Below are 20,162 nucleotides of genomic sequence, written 5' to 3'. Positions count from 1 at the left end.
ACGACTTGTTAGTCGAGGGATTTTAAATCCCTTGTGTCTACCAATTCCACCACTCGGGCATCGAGTTTGCTATTTAAAGCATGTGGAGTGTTGAATGGAGGCGGAACCCGGAGTCGAACCGAGGTGGACGGATTTGCAATCCGCTGCATGGCCACTCTGCCATTCCGCCAAACCGTTGGACAACCTAATGAAAACTTGGAGCGGCACACGAGGCTCGAACTCGTGACCTCGACCTTGGCAAGGTCGCGCTCTACCAACTGAGCTAGTGCCGCATTATTATTTAATTATCTGCGTTATTCAACATCTTGCGATGTTTGCGCTGGTAATTAAGTAACTTTGGTTTTCTTTATCTTAGGGGCTATGCCCTCTCAACACGGACGCATTCTACAGAGATTATTAAACGCGTCAACACAAAAAATGCCACTTTTGAACTGTTTGATTATTTTTTATCTAAAACGGTGCGTTATTAGACGTTTACAATCAATTTTTGGTCAATTCACTCCATGCGGCCATTAAATATTGCACCATAGAACTCAGTGTTAAATAGGTAGCTATATACAATAAGGCAAAACTTAAATAGACCATCCACGTGTCAAATTGCCATATCAGGCCAATAATCGCCAGCATTTGCGCTGCGGTTTTTATTTTGCCCATATTTGATACTGCTACATTACCACGTTTACCTTGTTCGGCCATCCATTCGCGTAATGCAGAGATCACTATTTCACGGCTGATGATAATAAGCGCGGGGATTGTCATATACATAGACTGATAATGTTCAGAGAGCGCAACAAGTGCAGCACACACCATAACCTTATCAGCTACCGGGTCTAAAAATGCACCAAAAGGCGTAGATTGCTCTAGCTTTCGCGCTAAATAGCCATCAAGTATATCGGTAATTGATGCCAGCCAAAAAATAAAAGCGGCAGCAAAAAACGCCCAGCTATAAGGCAAGTAAAATATCACCAAAAATATGGGGATAAGAAAAAGTCTAAAGGTTGTGAGTGTGTTTGGAATATTCCACATAACTACTTGGATATGTCTTTTTTTCTATATTCGCATGAAGGGCTAGCCCTTGTCATGCAAATGGTTAAATATCTTCTCAGCCATGTCAGGACTGATCCCAGGAACTTTTTTTAACTGTTCTATATTAGCAGCTTTTACCCCTTGCATGCCCCCTAAATATTTTAATAATGTTTGGCGACGCTTAGAGCCTACTCCGTTGATCTCTTCTAATAATGATTGCGTGCGCTGTTTTTGGCGCTTATTACGGTGCCCTGCAATGGCAAATCGATGCGATTCATCGCGTATATGCTGGATTAAATGAAGCGCTGGCGCATCCGAATCCATAGGAATCGTCTTTCGCCCGCCATCTATTAATAAGGTTTCAAGGCCTGGCTTTCTGCTTGTGCCTTTTGCTACACCCACTAACAGCGGCATTTTAGCATGTGGCCACGTAGCAAAGTATTGCTCAGCACGGCCTAGTTGCCCTTTACCACCGTCAATAAATATAACGTCAGGAATTTTTTCTTCATCTACCACTTTGTTATAGCGCTTGTTAAGGGCAAACTCCATTGCTGCGTAATCATCACCGCCGGTTATACCTGTCACGTTGTAACGCCTGTACTCTTTGTTATTTGGCCCTTGCGAATCAAATACAACACAACTGGCTACTGTGTTCTCTCCCATGGTGTGGCTGATATCAAAACATTCCATTCTGTTTATATCATCTAACCCTAGGGTCGCTTTTAATTGTGCATAACGTTTGTTTATAGAATCTTGCGTACTTTGTTTTACGGTAATACTGTTTAGTGCATTTTTATTAGCAAGCTGAAGGTATTGTGCTCGCTCTCCGCGGGTAACCACTTTAAGGGATACTTTGCGCTCACTAATTTGCGTTAGGGCTTCACTCAATGCACTACTTTCTTCAATCTCAAACGGTAAAATAATTTCTTTTGCTATGCGCCCTGTCGCACCCGGCGCTAAATAATATTGCCCTAAAAACGAAGTGAGTATTTCCTCTTGGCCTGAATCTTTAGGCACCTTAGGGAAGTAGGTTTTACTGCCTAACACTTTATGATCGCGGATCATTAATAAGTGAATCCCATTTAGTCCATTTAAGTGCGCAAAACCCACCACATCCATTTCAGCAAAATTACCTGAAATAGACTGTTGCTCCTGCATTTTGCGAAGCAGCATGATTTGGTCACGCACTTTTGCTGCAAGCTCAAAGTTAAGATCTTTACTCGCCGCTTCCATTTTTTTTATTAAATCGGCTATTACTTCGTGCGACTTGCCAGTTAAAAACTTACGTACATAATCAACTTGTTCGGCGTACTCTTGCTCCGTCACTTTATTAACACACGGTGCGGAGCAACGCTTTAGCTGATACTGCAAACATGGACGGCTTCTGGCACGGTAATAGGCATCTTCGCACTGACGAACCGGAAATATTTTTTGCATTAAACGCAAACTTTCTGACACTGCACCAGCGCTTGGGAAAGGCCCAAAGTACTCGCCTTTTACCTTGCGGCTGCCTCTATGAAAGGCTAAACGCGGATGTTTATGACTGGTCAGTAATATATAGGGGTATGACTTATCATCACGTAGTAAAATGTTATAACGCGGCTGATATTTTTTTATAAGGTTATTTTCAAGCAGTAGCGCTTCGGTTTCGGTGTTTGTAAGCGTCACTTCAATATCGCAAATATTACTCACTAACACACGGGTTTTGCTGTCGGTTAGATTAGATCTAAAGTAGCTACTTACCCGTTTTTTTAAGTTTTTAGCTTTACCGACATAAATAACTTGATGTTCACTATCAAGCATACGGTATACACCCGGCTCACTTGATAGCGTTTTTAAAAATTGGGCGTGATCGAATTCAGACATAAATTAAAAAATTAATGAGATACGTCTATATCAATCATTTTATGGCGAATAGCCAAATGAGTAAGCTCTACGTCGCCTCCTACGTTTAATTTTTCAAACATACGGTAACGGTAGCTATTTACTGTTTTTGAACTTAAATTTAAGCGCTCAGCAATATCTTGTGCTTTTTCACCTTTGGTGATCATTAGCATGATTTGTAGCTCGCGCTCAGATAAGCTTTGAAAAGGGTTTTCGTCGGTACGCCCTGTGACTTGCGCAAGGGCAATTTGCTGTGCAATTTCAGGGGCTATATAACGCTGTCCCGCATGAACAGAACGTATAGCACGAACCATTTCATCAGAACCCGCACCTTTGGTTAAAAAGCCATGCGCGCCAATTTGCATCACTTTTGATGGAAATGGGTCTTCGCAATTAACCGTAAGCACAATAATTTTTACGTCTGGGCAATAGCGACAAATCTTTTTAGTAGCCTCTAAGCCGCCCATACCAGGCATGTTCATATCCATTAATACAATATTAGGTGCGTGCTGGCGACAAAACTGTACCGCAGCCTCTCCATCTTTAGCTTCGCCTACCACTTTAAAACCACGTACGTCATCTAATATACGTTTTATACCAGTTCGTACCAGCTCATGGTCATCAACTAAAAGCACATTAATCAATGTAATACCCTCATTAACCTAACAATACGCGACAAACAATCTAATTTGCCACATTACCACAGTTAAAGCGAAACAATAACTAATATTATTGCTTCGCTTTAGGTGTACTCATCTTTTAGCATTATTTTACTACTGCTAAAAACCAGTACTTTAGTTTTTATGACGCTGCTTTTTCGCTAAAACGGTCTACCCAAAGGGCAATAATACCATCGCCTGTAACATTACACGCTGTACCAAAACTATCTTGCGCAAGGTAAAGAGCAATCATTAATGCAACAGCCCCTTCGTTAAAGCCAAGCATGCTGGTTAATAAGCCCAGCGCCGACATTACTGCTCCGCCAGGTGCACCTGGCGCTGCAATCATGACTACCCCTAACATCATAATAAACGGCAGCATCCCCACTAAAGAGGGAACTTCCATACTTGGCGATAAAAACATAACGGCCATTGCACATGTCACAATCGTAATAGTAGAGCCCGATAAGTGAATGGTAGCGCACAGTGGCACGGTAAAGTTTGCTACATCTTCTTTTACGTTATTTGCTTTACTTGATTGCAACGAAACTGGAATTGTAGCCGCGCTCGACATTGTACCCAACGCTGTAAAATAAGCAGGCAGCATATTTTTAACTAACTCCAACGGGTTACGTTTAAGCAGTAACCCTGTAGAAACATACAATACGGTTAACCACAGCCAATGCATAACAAGTGCTGCAATAAGCACTACACCAAATGTTTGCAGTGTATCTACCACGGTACCAGCTACGGTCATTTCTGCAAATACACCCGCTATATAAAATGGTAACGCTGGAATAATTACTTTAGATAATAATGCATCGATTACATCGCGACCCTGATCAGACACTTTTTTAAGTGCTTCTAACTCAAGTTGGCTCATGCCTATGCCAAATACGAACGCAGTCACAAGGGCTGTCATTACCCCCATCAGCGGTGGGATTTCTAAATCAATAAAACTGCCAATTTCTGTAGCTACTTCGGCTTCAAATGTAATATTTCCACTTAAAAGTGGGATAACCGCACTTACCAGTAAAAATGCAAGCGTACCTGCAATTACTGTAGAGCTATAAGCAAAGCCAACTGTTTTACCTAATAAATGGCCTGACCCTTTAGGCAAGCCAGCAATTCCCGAAGCAATAAAAAATAAAATAATTAATGGGATGGTAAAAGATATGAGTTGGCCAATAAGTTCTTTAATAGTAAATAAAAGCTCAACACCAGTGAGAGGCACATAAAGCCCGACTAAAATACCGGCCACAATACCGGCAATTAATTTTAAGATTAACTTCATTGTGATTGCTTAGTTGAATTGAATATAGATAGTGTGTTTTTAACATGTTTTAGACGCGTTGTGTGATAAAAGTATTCAAGTTATATTCATGTGCACAAATAACACACAAAATCATCTCAATTATTAGCCTATCTCGCGCATTTTTTAACTAAGTGACAAGGTTTACTCTTTAAATTTAAAAATAAGCCCGCATTCTTAATAACTAAAGCAACAATAATAACTAATTTTTATTTCGGCTAGTTATAAGCTCAATAGATATATGTTATAGCCAAACTTTACTTTAGTTTTTTTAAACTCGCAGTAAAGTGTATTTATATAGTTAATAGCAAAGGCTATTAACACATTGATCAGATTGTATCCAAAGGAACATTATGTCTACTATTTTTGAAGATAACTCACTAAGCATTGGTAATACACCACTGGTAAAACTTAATCGCGTAACAGGCGGTAACGTTTACGCTAAAGTAGAATCGCGTAACCCTAGCTTTAGTATTAAATGTCGTATTGGTGCATCAATGATTTGGGAAGCTGAAAAATCAGGTCAGCTTGTTGAAGGTAAAGAACTAATTGAACCTACATCGGGTAATACAGGTATCGCCCTTGCATTTGTTGCAGCAGCACGTGGTTACAAATTAACACTCACCATGCCCAATACAATGAGCTTAGAGCGCCGCAAACTATTAAAAGCATTAGGCGCTAACTTAGTGCTGACAGATGGTGCTAAAGGTATGAATGGCGCAATTGAAAAAGCAAAAGAAATTCAAGCAACCGATCCAGAAAAATACATTTTATTACAACAGTTCGAAAACCCAGCTAACCCTAAAATTCACTTTGAAACAACGGGTCCAGAAATTTTTGAAGCACTTAATGGCAATATCGACTTTTTTGTAGCAGGCGTAGGCACTGGCGGTACTATTACAGGTGTTAGTCGTTACCTTAAAAACGAAAAAGGCCTAGATGTTAAAGCGATTGCAGTTGAGCCAACTAATTCACCTGTTATTAGCCAAACGCTTGCAGGCGAAGAAGTTAAACCAGGTCCACATAAAATACAGGGCATTGGCGCGGGCTTTATTCCTGGTAACCTTGATTTAAGTGTGATTGATGCTGCTGAGCAAGTATCAAACGAAGATGCGATTGCAATGGCTCATGAACTAATGAAAAAAGAAGGTATTTTAGTAGGTATTTCTTCGGGCGCAGCGGTTGTTGCCGCTAAACGCTATGCTGAAAAACCAGAAAACGCGGACAAAAACATTGTGGTAATTTTACCAAGTGCAACGGAGCGTTACTTATCAAGCCCACTTTTTGCAGAAGAATTTAGCGAGCAAGAATTAGTACAGTAAACTTCTCTCCTTGAGATACTAAAAAGGATGCTTATGGCATCCTTTTTTATTATTTATGATTCGATTTTCTATTTATTACGCGGTGCTGCTTTACATCTTGTTTAATTAATCACACACTTTAAAAAATTAATTAAAAAAATACACCATGAAAAAAATAACAACTTATTTAAGTTTTATAGTTTGCATATTTTTAACCGCCTGTGGCGATAACGTGCAAACACTGGGCGACTCACCCGGCGACACAGCCACTGCCTACTTTGATGCGTTATACAATCAAAAAGATTTACAAAAAGCCAGTACAATGGCCACCCCAAATCTCAGCCGCATAATGAAATCTTACGGCACCGCTAAACAATTTGCCCGAAACTTAGTCAACCTACAATACGATGAAGTTGTGATTGAAGTCGATATGACCAATATGAGTGTGCGCGAACAATATGGTGATAACGCCAAAATAAATCTAATTTTTACCGGTTATTTTAATGGTGATAAAATTGACGATATGCGCAGCGTAAAAATGCTTCGTAAAAAAGGGAAATGGTATATAGACAAAATAGTGGCAGACCCTTACGCACGCTAAACGCGAGCTGCAAATACTCAATTATAAAAAAGGCCTCAAATACGAGGCCTTTTGCATTTTAGCTAAATGTGAATTTTATCAAAGCTCACCGGGTTTAAAGTTATCAACGGCAATGGCTTGTTTTCTTAGTTTATTGGTATGGTGCATTGCATCGGCATCAGCTTGCTCTAAAAAGCCTTGCTCTAACGCATAATTAATCGCGCCTTCTATATCCAGTGTCGCAGGTACCTTACCTTTTCGCTGCCATTGTTTTAAGTCTTTAAACTGTGTTTGCATATCGTGCATAGCTAAAAAAGCATTTTCCATCACGCCCGTGCCCGCATTTTCATCTACATAACATAAGTGCGTTAAACGGTTTCTAAACACCCCTGGTTGCGTCATATGCTCGCAAATACTTTGGGCTGTTTCATCACTTGGCTTGTGGTAATGATTCCCCAGCGGAAACACAATGCGTTTAAGTAAAAAGTTAACCACCGGGTTTGAAAAGTTTTTAAAAAAGCCATCAAACGCTTGGCCAATTTCATACAATGAGTTTTCAATTGCGTATTTCACAAACGGTAAGTCAGCTTGCTGACGACCTTCATCTTCAAAGCGCTTTAACACTGTAGACGCTAAATATAAATGACTTAGTACATCACCTAAACGCGCTGAAATCATCTCTTTACGCTTTAGCTCGCCACCAAGTACCAACATGGCTACATCGGTTGTAAAAGCAAGGCCTCGACTCATTCTGCTTAGCTGTTTGTAGTAAACAGCGGTTGCACCACACACGGGCGCTTTAGCAAAACAGCTACGTGTTAAGCCATGCAAAAAAGCCATGCCTGCATTACTGGCTGCAAATAAAATATGCTTCATCAATAAACTATCAAATTGATCAAGTGCTGCATCGTCGTCTTCCATTGCGGCAGCTTCCATTTCTTTTAACACAAACGGATGACAACGGGTGGCACCTTGTCCAAATATCATTAGGTTACGCGTTAAAATATTAGCCCCTTCAACCGTAATAGATACCGGAATGCCCATATAACCATGGGCTAAATAGTTATTAGGGCCCACTTGTATTCCTTTACCTGAGTGAATATCCATTGCATCGTTCATTACCGTACGGCCCATTTCGGTCATATGGTATTTTGCGATGGCGGTCACTACCGAGGGGCTTAATTTTAAATCAATGGCACCGGCAGTCATTAACCGTGCTGACTCAAGTGTATATGTTAATCCGCCAATACGGGCTAGTGCTTCTTGTACACCTTCAAACTGGCCAATAGATACACCAAACTGCTGGCGCACCATGGCGTAAGCAGAGGTCATTTTTGACGCTAAATGCCCTGTTGCCGTACTCAGTGCTGGCAATGAAATACCGCGCCCAGCACTTAAACACTCAACCAGCATACGCCAGCCTCGTCCTGCACCTTGTTGACCACCAATAATCCAATCTAGTGGAATAAATACATCTTTACCGTAAGTAGTCCCGTTCATGAATGCCATATTTAAAGGATAATGGCGCTCGCCGGTTTCTACCCCTTCGTGATCGGTAGGAATTAGTGCGCAGGTAATACCAAGCTCTTTTTCATCACCAAGTAGCCCATCGGGGTCATACATTTTAAAAGCAAGGCCAAGTACAGTTGCAATAGGCGCCAGTGTAATATAGCGCTTAGACCAATTTAAACGCAGGCCTATTACCTCTTCACCATTATGCTGGCCTTTACATACTACGCCAGAGTCAGGGATACTACCTGCATCAGAGCCAGCTTCTGGGCCAGTAAGTGCAAAACACGGCACATCTTTACCGTTAGCAAGTGTTGGTAACCAGCGCTCTTGTTGTTCTTTTGTACCGTAATGTAGTAATAACTCACCTGGGCCTAAGCTGTTAGGCACCATAACCGTCACAGCGGCAGTTAAGCTTTTAGTGGCAATTTTTGACACTATGGTTGAATTAGCAATGGCAGAGAACTCTCTCCCACCAAATTTTTCAGGAATGATCAGCGCAAAAAAGCCTTCTGTTTTTAAGTAATCCCAGACTTCTTTTGGCAGGTCTTTGTCTTTTTGTACAATTTGGTAATCATCTAGCATCGCCAGTAGCGTGTTAACCTGATTATCCATAAAGTCACTTTCTTTAGCACTAAGCTCAGGTTTAGGAAAGTTATGCAGTTTTTGCCAATCTGGGTTACCACTAAATAGCTCACCATCCCACCATACATCGCCGGCTTCCATTGCCTCTCGCTCAGTTTGCGAGAGCGGCGGAAGTACCTTTTTAAACATTTTAAACGTAGGACGGCTGATCAGGTTGAGGCGAATATCTTTGACTGCAAAAATAACCACCACCACGACCAGCAATATTATAAATACCGACATGAGCACATTCCTTTTACATTGAATGAAAATAGTAACTTAATTATGACCCATCTTAGTTTAAATACAATCATTGCGCGATGTGCCACACGCCTTAACGTATTAATTTCATTGTTTTAAACATCGCTGCTATTATCACTCTCTTAATAACAATAAACCAAAGGAATACAATGAACACACCACGCTTTAAATTAAGTATGAGCGCCTTAATAGTCGCAAGCACATTAGCGCTGAGCGCCTGCGAAGCTGAAATAGCCATAGACACTACCGATTCAGCACAATCAGAGTCTCCTCTTACAAAACAAGATGCCAATGCGTTTATTGCCAAAGCCGAGCAAGAACTCAGTGAGCTTTACCTAGAGTCGAGCCGCGCTGAGTGGATTTACGCAAATTTTATAACACACGACACCTCGGCGTTATCTGCCGAGGTTAATCGTAAAATGACCGAGTCGGTCGTACGTTTAGCTAATCAGGCAGCCCAATTTGACGACTTAGCGCTGGATTACGATGCACGCCGCAAGCTTAATAAACTTAAACTTGCGCTTACTTTACCCGCTCCACAGGACACTGAAAAAACAGCTCAGCTTTCAACTATTGTGGCAGAGCTAGGTGGTTTATACGGTAAAGGTAAATATTGTAAAGACGATGGCAGCTGTTTAAGCCTTGGTGATATGACCGCAAAAATGGCCACCAGCCGTGATTACAACGAGCTACTTGATTTATGGCAAGGGTGGCGTCAAATTTCAAAGCCAATGCGCCCACTTTACGAGCAACAAGTAACCCTAACAAACGAAGGGGCTAAAGAGCTAGGTTATGCTGATACCGGCGCAATGTGGCGCAGCAAGTACGATATGCCCGCCGATGACTTTACAACCGAGCTTGACCGCATTTGGGGGCAAGTAAAGCCACTTTATAACTCACTGCATTGCCATGTACGCGCTAAATTAGGCGATAAATACGGCACCGATAAAGTGCCACAAGATGAGCCTATTCCTGCGCATTTATTAGGAAACATGTGGGCACAAGCATGGGGTAACATTTACGATGTAGTCGCACCAGAAAACGCCGATCCGGGTTACGATGTTACCGAGCTATTAGCTAAAAATAATTACGACGAGCTTAAGATGGTAAAAGGGGCTGAAACCTTTTTTACCTCAATGGGATTTGAGCCACTGCCAGAGACCTTTTACGAGCGCTCATTATTTGTAAAACCAAAAGACAGAGACGTGCAGTGTCATGCCTCTGCATGGAATATAGACAGTAAAGACGATTTACGTATTAAAATGTGTATTCAACGCACAGGCGAAGAGTTCTCTGTTATTCATCATGAGCTAGGCCACAATTTTTATCAGCGCGCTTATAATAAACAGCCTTTATTTTATCAAGAAAGTGCCAACGATGGTTTTCATGAAGCGATTGGCGACACCATTGCCCTTTCGGTTACACCAGGCTACTTAAAAGAAATTGGCTTACTAGAGCAAGTACCTGATGAGTCAAAAGACATTGGCTTACTAATGAAAATGGCGCTAGATAAAGTCGCCTTTGTGCCCTTTAGCTTAATGGTTGACCAATGGCGCTGGCAGGTATTTTCGGGCCAAGTAAAGCCACAAGATTATAATAAAGCATGGTGGGAGCTACGTGAAAAATACCAAGGTGTGAAAGCGCCTATCGCACGCAGCGAAGACGACTTTGACCCTGGTGCTAAATACCACGTACCAGGCAACACTCCTTATACACGTTACTTTTTAGCGCATATTTTACAGTTTGAATTTCATCGTAGTTTATGTGAAATAGCCGGTAACGATAAAGCCATTCACCGCTGCTCTATTTACAACTCAAAAGAAGCAGGCGAAAAACTAAACGCAATGCTAGAAATGGGCTCTTCTCGTCCATGGCAAGAAGCCCTTGAAACCATCACTGGCAAGCCGCAAATGGATGCAACCGCCATGCTTGATTACTTTGCACCGCTGCAACGCTATTTAGATGAGCAGAACAAAGGCCGTAATTGCGGCTGGTAATATAATTAAGCTCAAACATTAAAAACAACAAAGCCCGCTCAAATGAGCGGGCTTTTTATTCATATTCTAATTTTTAGTTAAATTAGAACTGTAAGCTTAGATTTGCGAAGTAAGCATCGTAATCAGAATCATCCCAGTTATTGCCGTAACCTGCTTCTAAACCAACATTATTATTGAAGAAGTGTTGAGCACCAAAAGTGTAATCATCGTTCTTATTAACTGTCACAAATACTGATGTTGCTTTACTAAAATAGTAGTTAGATGCTAATTCCCAGTTACTTGAACCGCCATCAACATCTTCAAACTTACCTTCAACAGTTAAGTAGTTACCTTGCTGTAAATCAACAAAGTACTTAGCTGCTACTGCACGGTAGTCAAACTCATCATCTGCTGTTACTGTAAAGCCGATATAATCAGTGCTGTTTAGTTCGTGGTTATATGCTAGGTCAAACACAAACTGATTGTCAGCATCTTCTACATCTACAAACGTTGCTTTTAATACAAGGTTTGGGTTAAAAAAGTAACCAGCAGAAAGTTCAATTACATCCGTGCTTGAGCCAAAATCCGTATCGAAATTATTGTACTGTGCACCTAATACGAAATCTTGTACAAAATACTCACCGCCAATGTTAGTAACATCTACAAAATCATTATCGCTGTATGAACCATAAACATTTGTTTGCTTATTGATGTACTCAAATTGATCGTAAGGACCTAATGTCGCTTTTGGAGAGAAATAATAAATTGAGTCAACACTTACAGTGTCATCACCATCTACATCCACGTATCCTACATGGCTGATTGATTGGTAAGTATCCGCAGCCATTGCAGTGGTTGCAGCGCTTGATAATAAAATGCTCGAAATGATAACGGCTAATTTTTTCATTTTTAATTCCCTATAAATCTTTTTGTCTATGCTTAGGCTCTCTAGCCAAAGTCGGGGCGCATCCTAACAGTATAAAATGAACAAAAAATGAATGAGTGAACAAATTAAACTCTATACTGGCCACTCACATTGTTAACAGTTTCGAATAAATGTAAATATAAAATGCACCTTAAATCTATCAAAGAGTTATGTGTCATCATTTAAACCTAAAAAGTAACAATTAAGGTACAAACTATCGCTAAACTGAATCCAACTTAACTATTCGATAAACCTCACCAATGTAGCTTCCTTCAGTTATATTTTTTTCATTTTTCAAAAAATTATTTTTAATTTTAAAAATTAACTTAGATGAGCAGAGCAAAAGCCGTAATTGCACTTCGTAATACTTTTATCACGGTTTATTTAAGTTAAAAACAACAAAGCCCGCTACAGTAGCGGGCTTTTTGCTTTTAATTAAGTAAGGGCTTAATTAAAACTGAAAACGCATGTTTGCAAAGTATGCATCGTTATCAGAGTCATCTGCATTGTTCTCGTAACCTACTTTAAGACCAATGTTTTTATTGATGAAGTGCTGAGCACCAAAGCTGTATGTATCTTGCTTGTTGTAGTTAGCAAATACCGAGGTTGCTTTTGAGAAGTAGTAGTTAGTTTCTGCTACCCACTGGTTTTCTGCATCTTCAATGCTCTCGTATTTACCTTCAAACGTTAAAAAATTACCTTGTTGTAAGTCTATAAAGTATTTAGCTGCAACGGCGCGGTAATCAAAATCGTCATCTGCGGTAAGTGTTACACCTACGTAGTCTGTGCTGTTTAGCATGTGATTGTATGCTAAATCAAACAAAGCAAAGTCATCACCGTCTTTGTTTTCAACAAGCGTTACTTTTGCTAATAAATCAGGGTTAAAGAAGTAGCCACCAGTTAGCTTGTAAAGCTCACCGTTAGAGCCCGAATCTGGGTCAAGATTTTCGTAAGAAGCACCTACTAAAAATTCATTAATGAAGTACTCACCACCAACATTCGTTAAATCGCCAAAGTCGTCATCAGCGTAGCTGCCGTATACGTTAGTTTGCTTATTGATGTATTCAAACTGATCGTACGGACCTAATGTTTTTTTAGGAGATAGGTAATAAATAGAGTCTACAGCAACAGTGTCGTTGTTATCGCTATCTTTGTAGCTTAAATTACTGATTGAATTGTAGCTGTCTGCAGCAGCCGCAGTGCTAGATAATAAAATGCTTGAAATAATAACTGCTAATTTTTTCATTGTAAGACTTCCCTTTGTGCATTGCTTTTTATGCTTTAGCTCATTGACTAAAGTGGGGACATGCTAACGCTGGGAAACTGAATGAAAACTTAATTAAGCAATTGTATTTATTAAGTTAATTGTAAGTAGGTGTAAGAAACTGTAAATTTAAAGTAGTTGCAACATGTAGTCAACAACTACTTAAAACATGTTCAGCAAATTAAAGCGCATGCTGACTTATTACACGATAAACTTCGTTAATATTATCGCCCGATTTAAATTCTTTACTAATAGGCGTTGGATCTGACCCTATCCAAATTTTAAGCTCGGCGTCTAAGTCAAAGTGCCCTGCACTTTCTTTACTAAACTTAGTAATTTTAGAGTAAGCAATACTCACCATTTCCATTTTAGAGCCGGTCATACCTTGCTTATCAATTAAAATTAAACGCTTATTAGTAAAAATAAACATATCGCGAATCACCTTATAGGCTTTTTCTACTTGCTCGCCATCTATTAGCGTATTGGCAAGCACTTTTTCTAAATCAGAATCATCTACTTCGCTTGCGTTACCCATTAAACCACTGAGTAGTCCCATTATACTTTCTCCTGTGTAAATATTTGATTTTCTAATGTGTGGCCATTTACCAACTGCCTATATTGCCAATTTTGCTGATGGCAAAAGTTTAATAAAGCAATATCAAGTGGCTCACCGATTGGTTGGTACTCAATCACGTATTCTTTATGTTGGCTCATATACACACGGCTTACACCTGCTAACGCCTGCAGTTGCTGCTCCACATTTTGATACGCCTCGTTGAGCATTAAGGTATAAAAGTGAGTATGCATATTGTTGTCTTTTGTTTGGTGCTCGCTCAAAATGCCCTTATCTAGGTGGAGCACTTGGGAGCATAATCGCTCAAGTTCGGTTAAATCGTGCGAGCTTAAAATAAAGGTGGCCTCGCTACTTAAGCTCGATACCAGCTCGCGCACCTCTCTGGCATGAATAGGATCAAGCCCTGCTGTGGCCTCATCAAGCATCACTATTTTCGGCGAGCCAATCAGCGCTTGCGCTATCGTTACCCGTTTTCGCATACCATGAGATAAATCGCCCGCACGCTGTTTAGCGACTTCTTTTAAGCCAACTAAATCGAGTACGCGCAGCGCTTCATTGTGGCTTTGTTTAGCACCCATACCTTGCAACTTGCCATAAAACGCCAGTTGCTTATCTATATTAAAACGTGGATCTAACTGCGCATCTTGTGGCAAAGCACTCACTTGGTTAAACAATGCAGCGCTTCCAGGCTTATGTCCTAAAATACTCAGCTCACCATGGCTTGGGTTAATATAGCCGCACAATAAACTAAATAATGTGGTTTTACCGGCACCATTGGGGCCCACTAGCGCAACTGGCGCACCTTTACTAATTTCAAAGTTCACATTATTAAGTGCTTGCTTTGCGCCATACGATTTACTCAAGCCGCTGGCTTTTATTAATACGCTCATAGCGAACTCCTTGTAAATAATTTATGTGCAATAGCGATAAATACAGCGCTTTGTATAAGTGGTACACCTAATGCGCTTAATAAAGGTAAGTTTTGTCCTGCTAATAACTCAGAGTTAACACCTGGGAATATATAATCGAGCGCATTTAAAGCCGGTACCTGCCATGCCAATATTCCTACAACAATGCCGCCTCCAGCAAAATATAAAATAGCCAATACAATGGCTAAACGTGATGAGCGAGCAAAGGTATTTATTAAACACATTAGTGCGATAAATGGGCTAAGCACTATTACCATGACCATAAAAATAGAAAGTGCGCGAATAAAGCCGCCCATTAACAAGCTGGGATCTCTATAACCAAGCACACCTAGTGTGGCAACAAGGGTTATAGCTAATAAACACGCCAATACACCAAGTTGCCCTAAAAAACGGCCAAATAAAATTTCAAAGCGCGTAGCGCGCAGCGATATAAACCTTAGCGTGCCACGCTCTCTATCGCCAACGGTTTGATCGCTTGATATAAAAATAGCAAACAGCGGAAAGCTATACAAAGCAACCAGCCAGTACATAGCAAATTCGGCTTCAGGCCAATCAAGTAACTTACTTAGGCCAATGCTGCCTGAAATATCGCGCACCATTTGTTCAAAATCAGGTGCACTAATAATGCTAACTGCTTGCCCTATTGGGTAGCGCAATATTAATAACCAAACTAGCGCAAAAGCGGCCATAGCAATTAAGCCGCGTTTAGTTAAAAACATACGTACTAGCTCAAAGCCCGCTATTTGGGTTAATCGCCCTATGTTTAGTAATGATGATGTTGCCATTGGCTTTCCTTAATGACGTTGCTCATGCTTTAAAATTAAGCGTAATATAACCACAGTAAGTGTAAACACCTTGAATTACCAGCAAAAAAAAGCTCACCTTAAGTGAGCTTTGTAACAAACCATTTAAATGTAACAGGCCAAACTCCGTTTATTTTGGCCAAATTTTATAAATGCTGCTGATATACTTTAAGCGCTTGGCTTAAGTCGTTAATTAAATCATCAACGTCTTCAAGGCCAATATGTAAGCGGATCACCGGGCCTAAATCCCAACCGGTTTTAGAGCGAAGCCCTTTCATGGTTAAATTAGCCGTCACTAGGCTTTCAAAACCGCCCCACGAAAAGCCCATTTTAATATGCTCAAGGCTATCTAAAAATGCATCTATAGCTTTTTGGTTACCGGTTTTCATTACAAATGAGAACAACCCATTGCTGCCATCAAAGTCGCGCTTAAAAAAGTCATGCCCAGGGCAGGTTTCAAATGCAGGGTGGCGAATATGATCAACTAACTCATGTTGCTCAAGCCATTTTGCCACCTCTATAGCCGCCTTTTCGTGTTGGTTTAAACGCACCGCCATTGTACGTAAACCTCTAAGCGCTAAATACGCATCATCGGCACTAGTGCACTGCCCTAATAAATACGACTGTTCACGCAGAGTTGGCCAGTACTTTTTATTTGCCACTGCGACCCCCATCATTACATCAGAATGGCCAACAATGTACTTAGTTGCTGCTTGAATACTAATATCCACGCCGTGCTCAAGTGGGCGGTAATGCAAGCCATTGCCGTAGGTGTTATCTAGCATGGTCATAATATTATGCTCATTGGCTACCTTTACCATAGCAGGCACATCTTGTATTTCCATGGTAATAGAACCTGGCGATTCTAAAAATAGCACCTTTGTGTTTGGCTGAATATACTCTTTAATACCCGCGCCTATTGTCGGGGGGTAATACGTGGTTGTTATTCCAAGGCCTGCTAAAATTTTATCGCAAAAATCACGCGTTGGTTCATACACGTTATCAACCATTAATATGTGATCGCCCGCTTTTACAAACGACAATAACGCTTGGCTTATTGCCGCTGCACCGCATGGGTAAAGCGCGCAGCCTTCGCCGCCCTCAAGCTCAGTAATCGCTTCTTGCAGGGCAAAATGCGTACTTGTGCCACGCCGACCATAAAATAAAGTTTTATCGCCGCGGGTTTTAGCCGCGTTTTTTAAATCGGCCACGCTATCAAATACAATCGTAGAGGCACGTTGCACCACAGGATTTACTACACCATGGGTATAGGCTTTTTTACGCCCTGATGACACTAACTGCGTGTTTTTATTTTTGCTCGACATTATTAATCCTTAAACCTTATTTGTAAGCCATTGTTCAATTAAAAAGCGCGAAATTGAATCGACCCGCGGGAGTTTATAATGATCGCCTTCATCGCCCATATTGCCAAACGCCCTCACTTCTTCGCGAGTAAACCATTTAGCATCGTCTAATTCGTCTTTATCTACGTTTATTTGCTCAGTTTTAGCCTCTGCAATAAAACCTAGCATAATAGATGAAGGAAAAGGCCATGGCTGAGAAGCAATGTAACGTACATTTTCAACATCAACGCCCGCCTCTTCTTTTACTTCACGCGCTACAGCTTGCTCTAGTGTTTCACCTGGGTCTACAAAACCCGCCAATGACGAATACATGCCTTGTTGCCATATTGCTTGGCGACCCAATAAACAGCGCTCTACGCCATCTTCAAATACTTTAGTAACCACCATTATTACGGCCGGATCGGTTCGTGGAAATGTAGGGTGCTTACAGTGCTCGTTTTCACATAGGCGTGAGTGCCCTGCCTCTACTAATGTATTTTTACTGCCACAACGCCCACAAAAACTATGCGTTGCATGCCAATAGCATAAACCGCGGGCTAAAGCGGCTATAGAGCCATCTTGTATATCAAGCAGAGGGCCATATTGACGTATATCAATAAACTGTGCGTCGCCTATAACGTGATTGAGTTCGTCGTCGTGTATAGCTGAAACATCTAATGCAAACACACCTTGTTGCTCGGTATTTGAGCCTAAATAAATAGCGTTTGATAAATCTAAATGGGCAATTTGCTGATACGTTAAGTAGCACACATGAGCGGGGTCTTTATAAAGCAAAGTGTGGTTATTATTCACCAAAAGCCACTTACTTTGTGCCGACATTTGTGCGTTTAACCACGCAGCGTTTTTACGAAAATTAGACCCGCGGTCCAATGGCATGTCGCTGTAATAAAGCATGTGAGTCCTCAATAACATGGTATGTCGTAAAATTACCACAACCGCTAAGTAAACCCAATTTATTACAGTAATAAAAAAAGCCTATATTAGCTTTATAGGCTCTTTATTAAAAACTCTCATGTTGCAGGCACTTAGCTGCTATATTTCACGCTTTAAAGTAGCAAATTGTCATCAATTAAGTGAAACTGCTCAGCACTTTGTTTAAGCACCTCAGCGGTTAACTTATCGGCGCCGTACACATCGCATGGTACATTGTATTGATTTTTTAAATGCCCTAGCAATAAAGCAAAGTCGCCATCACCAGAGAGCAAAATAACTTTATCGAGGTTTTTACCTTGTTCTAGCATATCTATGGTTATGCCTACATCCCAATCCCCTTTTGCGCTGCCGTCACGGCGCTGAATAAACGGCTTTAGTTTTACCTCAAAGCCAATAGCACGCAAAATATTTTGAAACTGGTTTTGTTTTTCGTCACCACGGTGAATGGCATACGCGAACGCGCACTCTATTGAGTATTGCTGTTTCATAAGCGCCCAGAATGCATTGTAATCAAAGTTTTTACGGTAACTTTCGCGGCACGTGTAATAAATGTTTTGTACATCAACAAAAATACCGACTCGTGGCTTACTAGTTTGCTGATCGTTTTGTAAAGTCATTTGTTTCCTTAAGTACTCACAATTCAGCGTAGCTGAAATAAATAGCTATAAACGAGTGAGCCTTGCAATTTTGTTTTAAGTAACCTAAATTGGTTACTTAATTAAATGTAACCAAATTTGGTTACCTGATTTTATGTAACTGCATTAAGTTACTTTTTGGATTTTTATGATTGGTGTGATCAGCGGCGATATAATTAAATCGCAAAAAATACCTAAGCAACAATACGATGCCATGCTTTATCAGTTAGCGCAAAGTTTGCGTGCAAATTGTGACAAATCATCATTGTGGACCATGTACCGAGGCGATGCCTTTCAGCTACAAATAAACCAAAGTGAGCAATTAATAAAAACCGCTATTATTATTTATTTGCATTTAAAGTCGGCAGGTTATGAGCTGCGCCAAAGCATGGCCTTAGGCGAGATAGATAACCCACGCAGTGATATAAAAACAGCCACCGGCTCGGCCTTTGTGCTCTCTGGGCAAGGCCTTGATAAAATAGCCAACCAGCGCTTTACCTTACAGGTAGCAAAGCACAGCCTAGATGAAAGCTTTAGCCTTAATCTTGCCTTTGTAGATACTTTGCTTAGCAAAATAACGCAAAAACAAGCTAATGCGCTATACGTGTATTTAACTCAAGCCGATAACAGCCATGCAGCTTTAGCAAAAGAGCTCAATACCAGTCGCGAAAACGTGACTAAGTTATTAAACCTAGCAAATTATCAGCTAATAGAACGCTTTATAATACATGCTAAGCAGGTCATAACCACGATTTCAAAAGGAAGTGAGTAATGGGGTTTTCGTTATTATTAGTGGCATTAATTATAGGCCACCTAGTCAGTGACTTTTTTTTACAACCAATGAGCTGGGTAAACGATAGAAACACCCATCACTTTAAAGCTAAAAAACTTTACCTGCATGTATTAGTGCACGGTGTGGTGAGCGCTATTATTTTAGCGTTTTGGGAGTATAGCTATGGCTGGCAACAACTAAGCACCGTGTTACTTTCTACAGCGGCAATTATGCTTAGCCACTACCTAATAGATATTACTAAGTCGTACTCAAATAAAGGGGTTGTGCCCTTTTTACTCGACCAAATAGCGCATATAGCCGTAATAATAGCACTATGTATTTATATAACTGATAACCAAAGTTTAATCGCGTACGCAAGCGCACTTGCCACTGACCCGAAAGTACTTTGGGTTGTATGCGGATATTTAATTATATTAAGCCCAAGTGCCGTATTTATAAGAATGATGCTTGAAAGGCTCACCGCTAACTTTTCAAGTGAGGGCAGCTTACCTCTGGCCGGACAAAGCATTGGCATGCTAGAGCGCGTATTAATGCTGAGCTTTATATTACTTGATCAATTTGCGGGGCTTGGTTTTTTGCTTGCAGCCAAGTCGGTCTTTAGGTTTGGTGATTTAAGTGCCAGTAAGGATAAAAAGCTCACCGAGTACGTTATGCTTGGCACCTTATTAAGTGTAAGTGTTACCTTGTTTGTAGGTTTAGCCGTTAATTCGTGGATTAGGTAAGTGTAAATTTCAGATAATAAAAAACGCGCTACTTCTATTAAAAAGGTAGCGCGTTTTTTATTGGTGTTTAATTAAAGGCCAATACAAT

Annotated in this window: 18 protein-coding genes and 2 tRNA genes; 5 read left to right on the top strand and 15 right to left on the bottom strand. The window is 40.6% G+C overall.

The window, feature by feature from the left end:
• Positions 1-95: 95 nt before the first annotated feature.
• The 6 genes from AN389_RS03570 to AN389_RS03545 all read right to left on the bottom strand — a co-directional run bounded on the left by AN389_RS03570 (position 96) and on the right by AN389_RS03545 (position 4,863).
• A tRNA-Cys gene (locus tag AN389_RS03570) sits at positions 96-169 on the bottom strand.
• Positions 170-196: 27 nt separating this feature from the next.
• Positions 197-272, bottom strand: a tRNA-Gly gene (locus tag AN389_RS03565).
• A gap of 208 nt (positions 273-480) precedes the next feature.
• Positions 481-1,026: a CDP-diacylglycerol--glycerol-3-phosphate 3-phosphatidyltransferase gene (gene pgsA / locus AN389_RS03560; protein WP_055019268.1), complete on the bottom strand. Its 546-nt coding sequence runs from the start codon at positions 1,024-1,026 to the stop codon at positions 481-483.
• Positions 1,027-1,068: 42 nt separating this feature from the next.
• Entirely contained in the window at positions 1,069-2,892 is a 1,824-nt protein-coding gene (uvrC, locus tag AN389_RS03555; protein ID WP_055017282.1) for an excinuclease ABC subunit UvrC, read from the bottom strand.
• An 11-nt stretch (positions 2,893-2,903) separates the two neighbouring features.
• A complete protein-coding gene (gene uvrY, locus AN389_RS03550; RefSeq protein WP_004589511.1) occupies positions 2,904-3,554 on the bottom strand; it encodes a UvrY/SirA/GacA family response regulator transcription factor in 651 nt (216 codons plus the stop codon).
• Between the two features lie 157 nt (positions 3,555-3,711).
• A complete protein-coding gene (locus tag AN389_RS03545; protein WP_055013862.1) occupies positions 3,712-4,863 on the bottom strand; it encodes a dicarboxylate/amino acid:cation symporter in 1,152 nt (383 codons plus the stop codon).
• Between the two features lie 371 nt (positions 4,864-5,234).
• Between AN389_RS03545 and cysK the strand changes: the two genes are divergently transcribed.
• Together cysK and AN389_RS03535 are read left to right on the top strand one after the other, a co-directional pair.
• The gene (gene cysK / locus AN389_RS03540; RefSeq protein WP_055017280.1) at positions 5,235-6,203 is read left to right on the top strand and encodes a cysteine synthase A; all 969 of its coding nucleotides are present in this window, start codon (positions 5,235-5,237) and stop codon (positions 6,201-6,203) included.
• A gap of 145 nt (positions 6,204-6,348) precedes the next feature.
• Positions 6,349-6,783 (top strand): hypothetical protein, encoded by a 435-nt coding sequence (locus AN389_RS03535; RefSeq protein WP_055013864.1) that lies wholly within the window; start codon positions 6,349-6,351, stop codon positions 6,781-6,783.
• A gap of 78 nt (positions 6,784-6,861) precedes the next feature.
• Here AN389_RS03535 and AN389_RS03530 read toward each other — a convergent pair whose 3' ends face one another.
• Positions 6,862-9,138 carry an acyl-CoA dehydrogenase gene (locus tag AN389_RS03530; RefSeq protein WP_055013865.1) on the bottom strand — a complete coding sequence of 759 codons (2,277 nt, stop codon included), beginning with the start codon at positions 9,136-9,138 and terminating at the stop codon, positions 6,862-6,864.
• Between the two features lie 167 nt (positions 9,139-9,305).
• Here AN389_RS03530 and AN389_RS03525 point away from each other — a divergent pair, with 167 nt between their 5' ends.
• Positions 9,306-11,153, top strand: a complete 1,848-nt coding sequence (locus tag AN389_RS03525; RefSeq protein WP_055019267.1) for a M2 family metallopeptidase — start codon at positions 9,306-9,308, stop codon at positions 11,151-11,153.
• A gap of 82 nt (positions 11,154-11,235) precedes the next feature.
• Here the strand turns inward: AN389_RS03525 and AN389_RS03520 are convergent, their stop codons facing one another.
• The 8 genes from AN389_RS03520 to AN389_RS03485 form a co-directional block, all read right to left on the bottom strand.
• Positions 11,236-12,039, bottom strand: a complete 804-nt coding sequence (locus AN389_RS03520; protein WP_055019266.1) for a putative porin — start codon at positions 12,037-12,039, stop codon at positions 11,236-11,238.
• Between the two features lie 469 nt (positions 12,040-12,508).
• Positions 12,509-13,303 carry a putative porin gene (locus AN389_RS03515; protein ID WP_055013867.1) on the bottom strand — a complete coding sequence of 265 codons (795 nt, stop codon included), beginning with the start codon at positions 13,301-13,303 and terminating at the stop codon, positions 12,509-12,511.
• Positions 13,304-13,502: 199 nt separating this feature from the next.
• On the bottom strand, positions 13,503-13,877 hold the full coding sequence (locus tag AN389_RS03510) for a PH domain-containing protein (RefSeq protein ID WP_004589518.1): 375 nt from the start codon (positions 13,875-13,877) through the stop codon (positions 13,503-13,505).
• On the bottom strand, positions 13,877-14,785 hold the full coding sequence (locus AN389_RS03505) for an ABC transporter ATP-binding protein (RefSeq protein ID WP_055019265.1): 909 nt from the start codon (positions 14,783-14,785) through the stop codon (positions 13,877-13,879). Before AN389_RS03505 ends, AN389_RS03510 begins: the two co-directional genes overlap by 1 nt.
• The gene (locus AN389_RS03500) at positions 14,782-15,609 is read right to left on the bottom strand and encodes an ABC transporter permease (RefSeq protein ID WP_055013869.1); all 828 of its coding nucleotides are present in this window, start codon (positions 15,607-15,609) and stop codon (positions 14,782-14,784) included. Before AN389_RS03500 ends, AN389_RS03505 begins: the two co-directional genes overlap by 4 nt.
• 164 nt (positions 15,610-15,773) lie before the next feature.
• Positions 15,774-16,952, bottom strand: a complete 1,179-nt coding sequence (locus AN389_RS03495; protein ID WP_055019264.1) for a cystathionine beta-lyase — start codon at positions 16,950-16,952, stop codon at positions 15,774-15,776.
• Between the two features lie 9 nt (positions 16,953-16,961).
• On the bottom strand, positions 16,962-17,885 hold the full coding sequence (nudC, locus tag AN389_RS03490) for an NAD(+) diphosphatase (protein ID WP_055017275.1): 924 nt from the start codon (positions 17,883-17,885) through the stop codon (positions 16,962-16,964).
• Between the two features lie 152 nt (positions 17,886-18,037).
• The gene (locus AN389_RS03485; protein WP_055013872.1) at positions 18,038-18,541 is read right to left on the bottom strand and encodes an NYN domain-containing protein; all 504 of its coding nucleotides are present in this window, start codon (positions 18,539-18,541) and stop codon (positions 18,038-18,040) included.
• Positions 18,542-18,707: 166 nt separating this feature from the next.
• Between AN389_RS03485 and AN389_RS03480 the strand changes: the two genes are divergently transcribed.
• Both AN389_RS03480 and AN389_RS03475 read left to right on the top strand, forming a co-directional pair.
• Positions 18,708-19,331: a hypothetical protein gene (locus AN389_RS03480; protein WP_055019263.1), complete on the top strand. Its 624-nt coding sequence runs from the start codon at positions 18,708-18,710 to the stop codon at positions 19,329-19,331.
• A complete protein-coding gene (locus tag AN389_RS03475; protein ID WP_055019262.1) occupies positions 19,331-20,074 on the top strand; it encodes a DUF3307 domain-containing protein in 744 nt (247 codons plus the stop codon). The genes AN389_RS03480 and AN389_RS03475 overlap by 1 nt, the downstream gene beginning before the upstream one ends.
• The last annotated feature ends 88 nt before the right edge of the window (positions 20,075-20,162 follow it).

Origin of the sequence: Pseudoalteromonas sp. P1-7a (genome assembly GCF_001401855.1) — a bacterium.
GTDB lineage: Bacteria > Pseudomonadota > Gammaproteobacteria > Enterobacterales > Alteromonadaceae > Pseudoalteromonas.
This window is presented reverse-complemented; position numbering and strand designations above follow the sequence as displayed.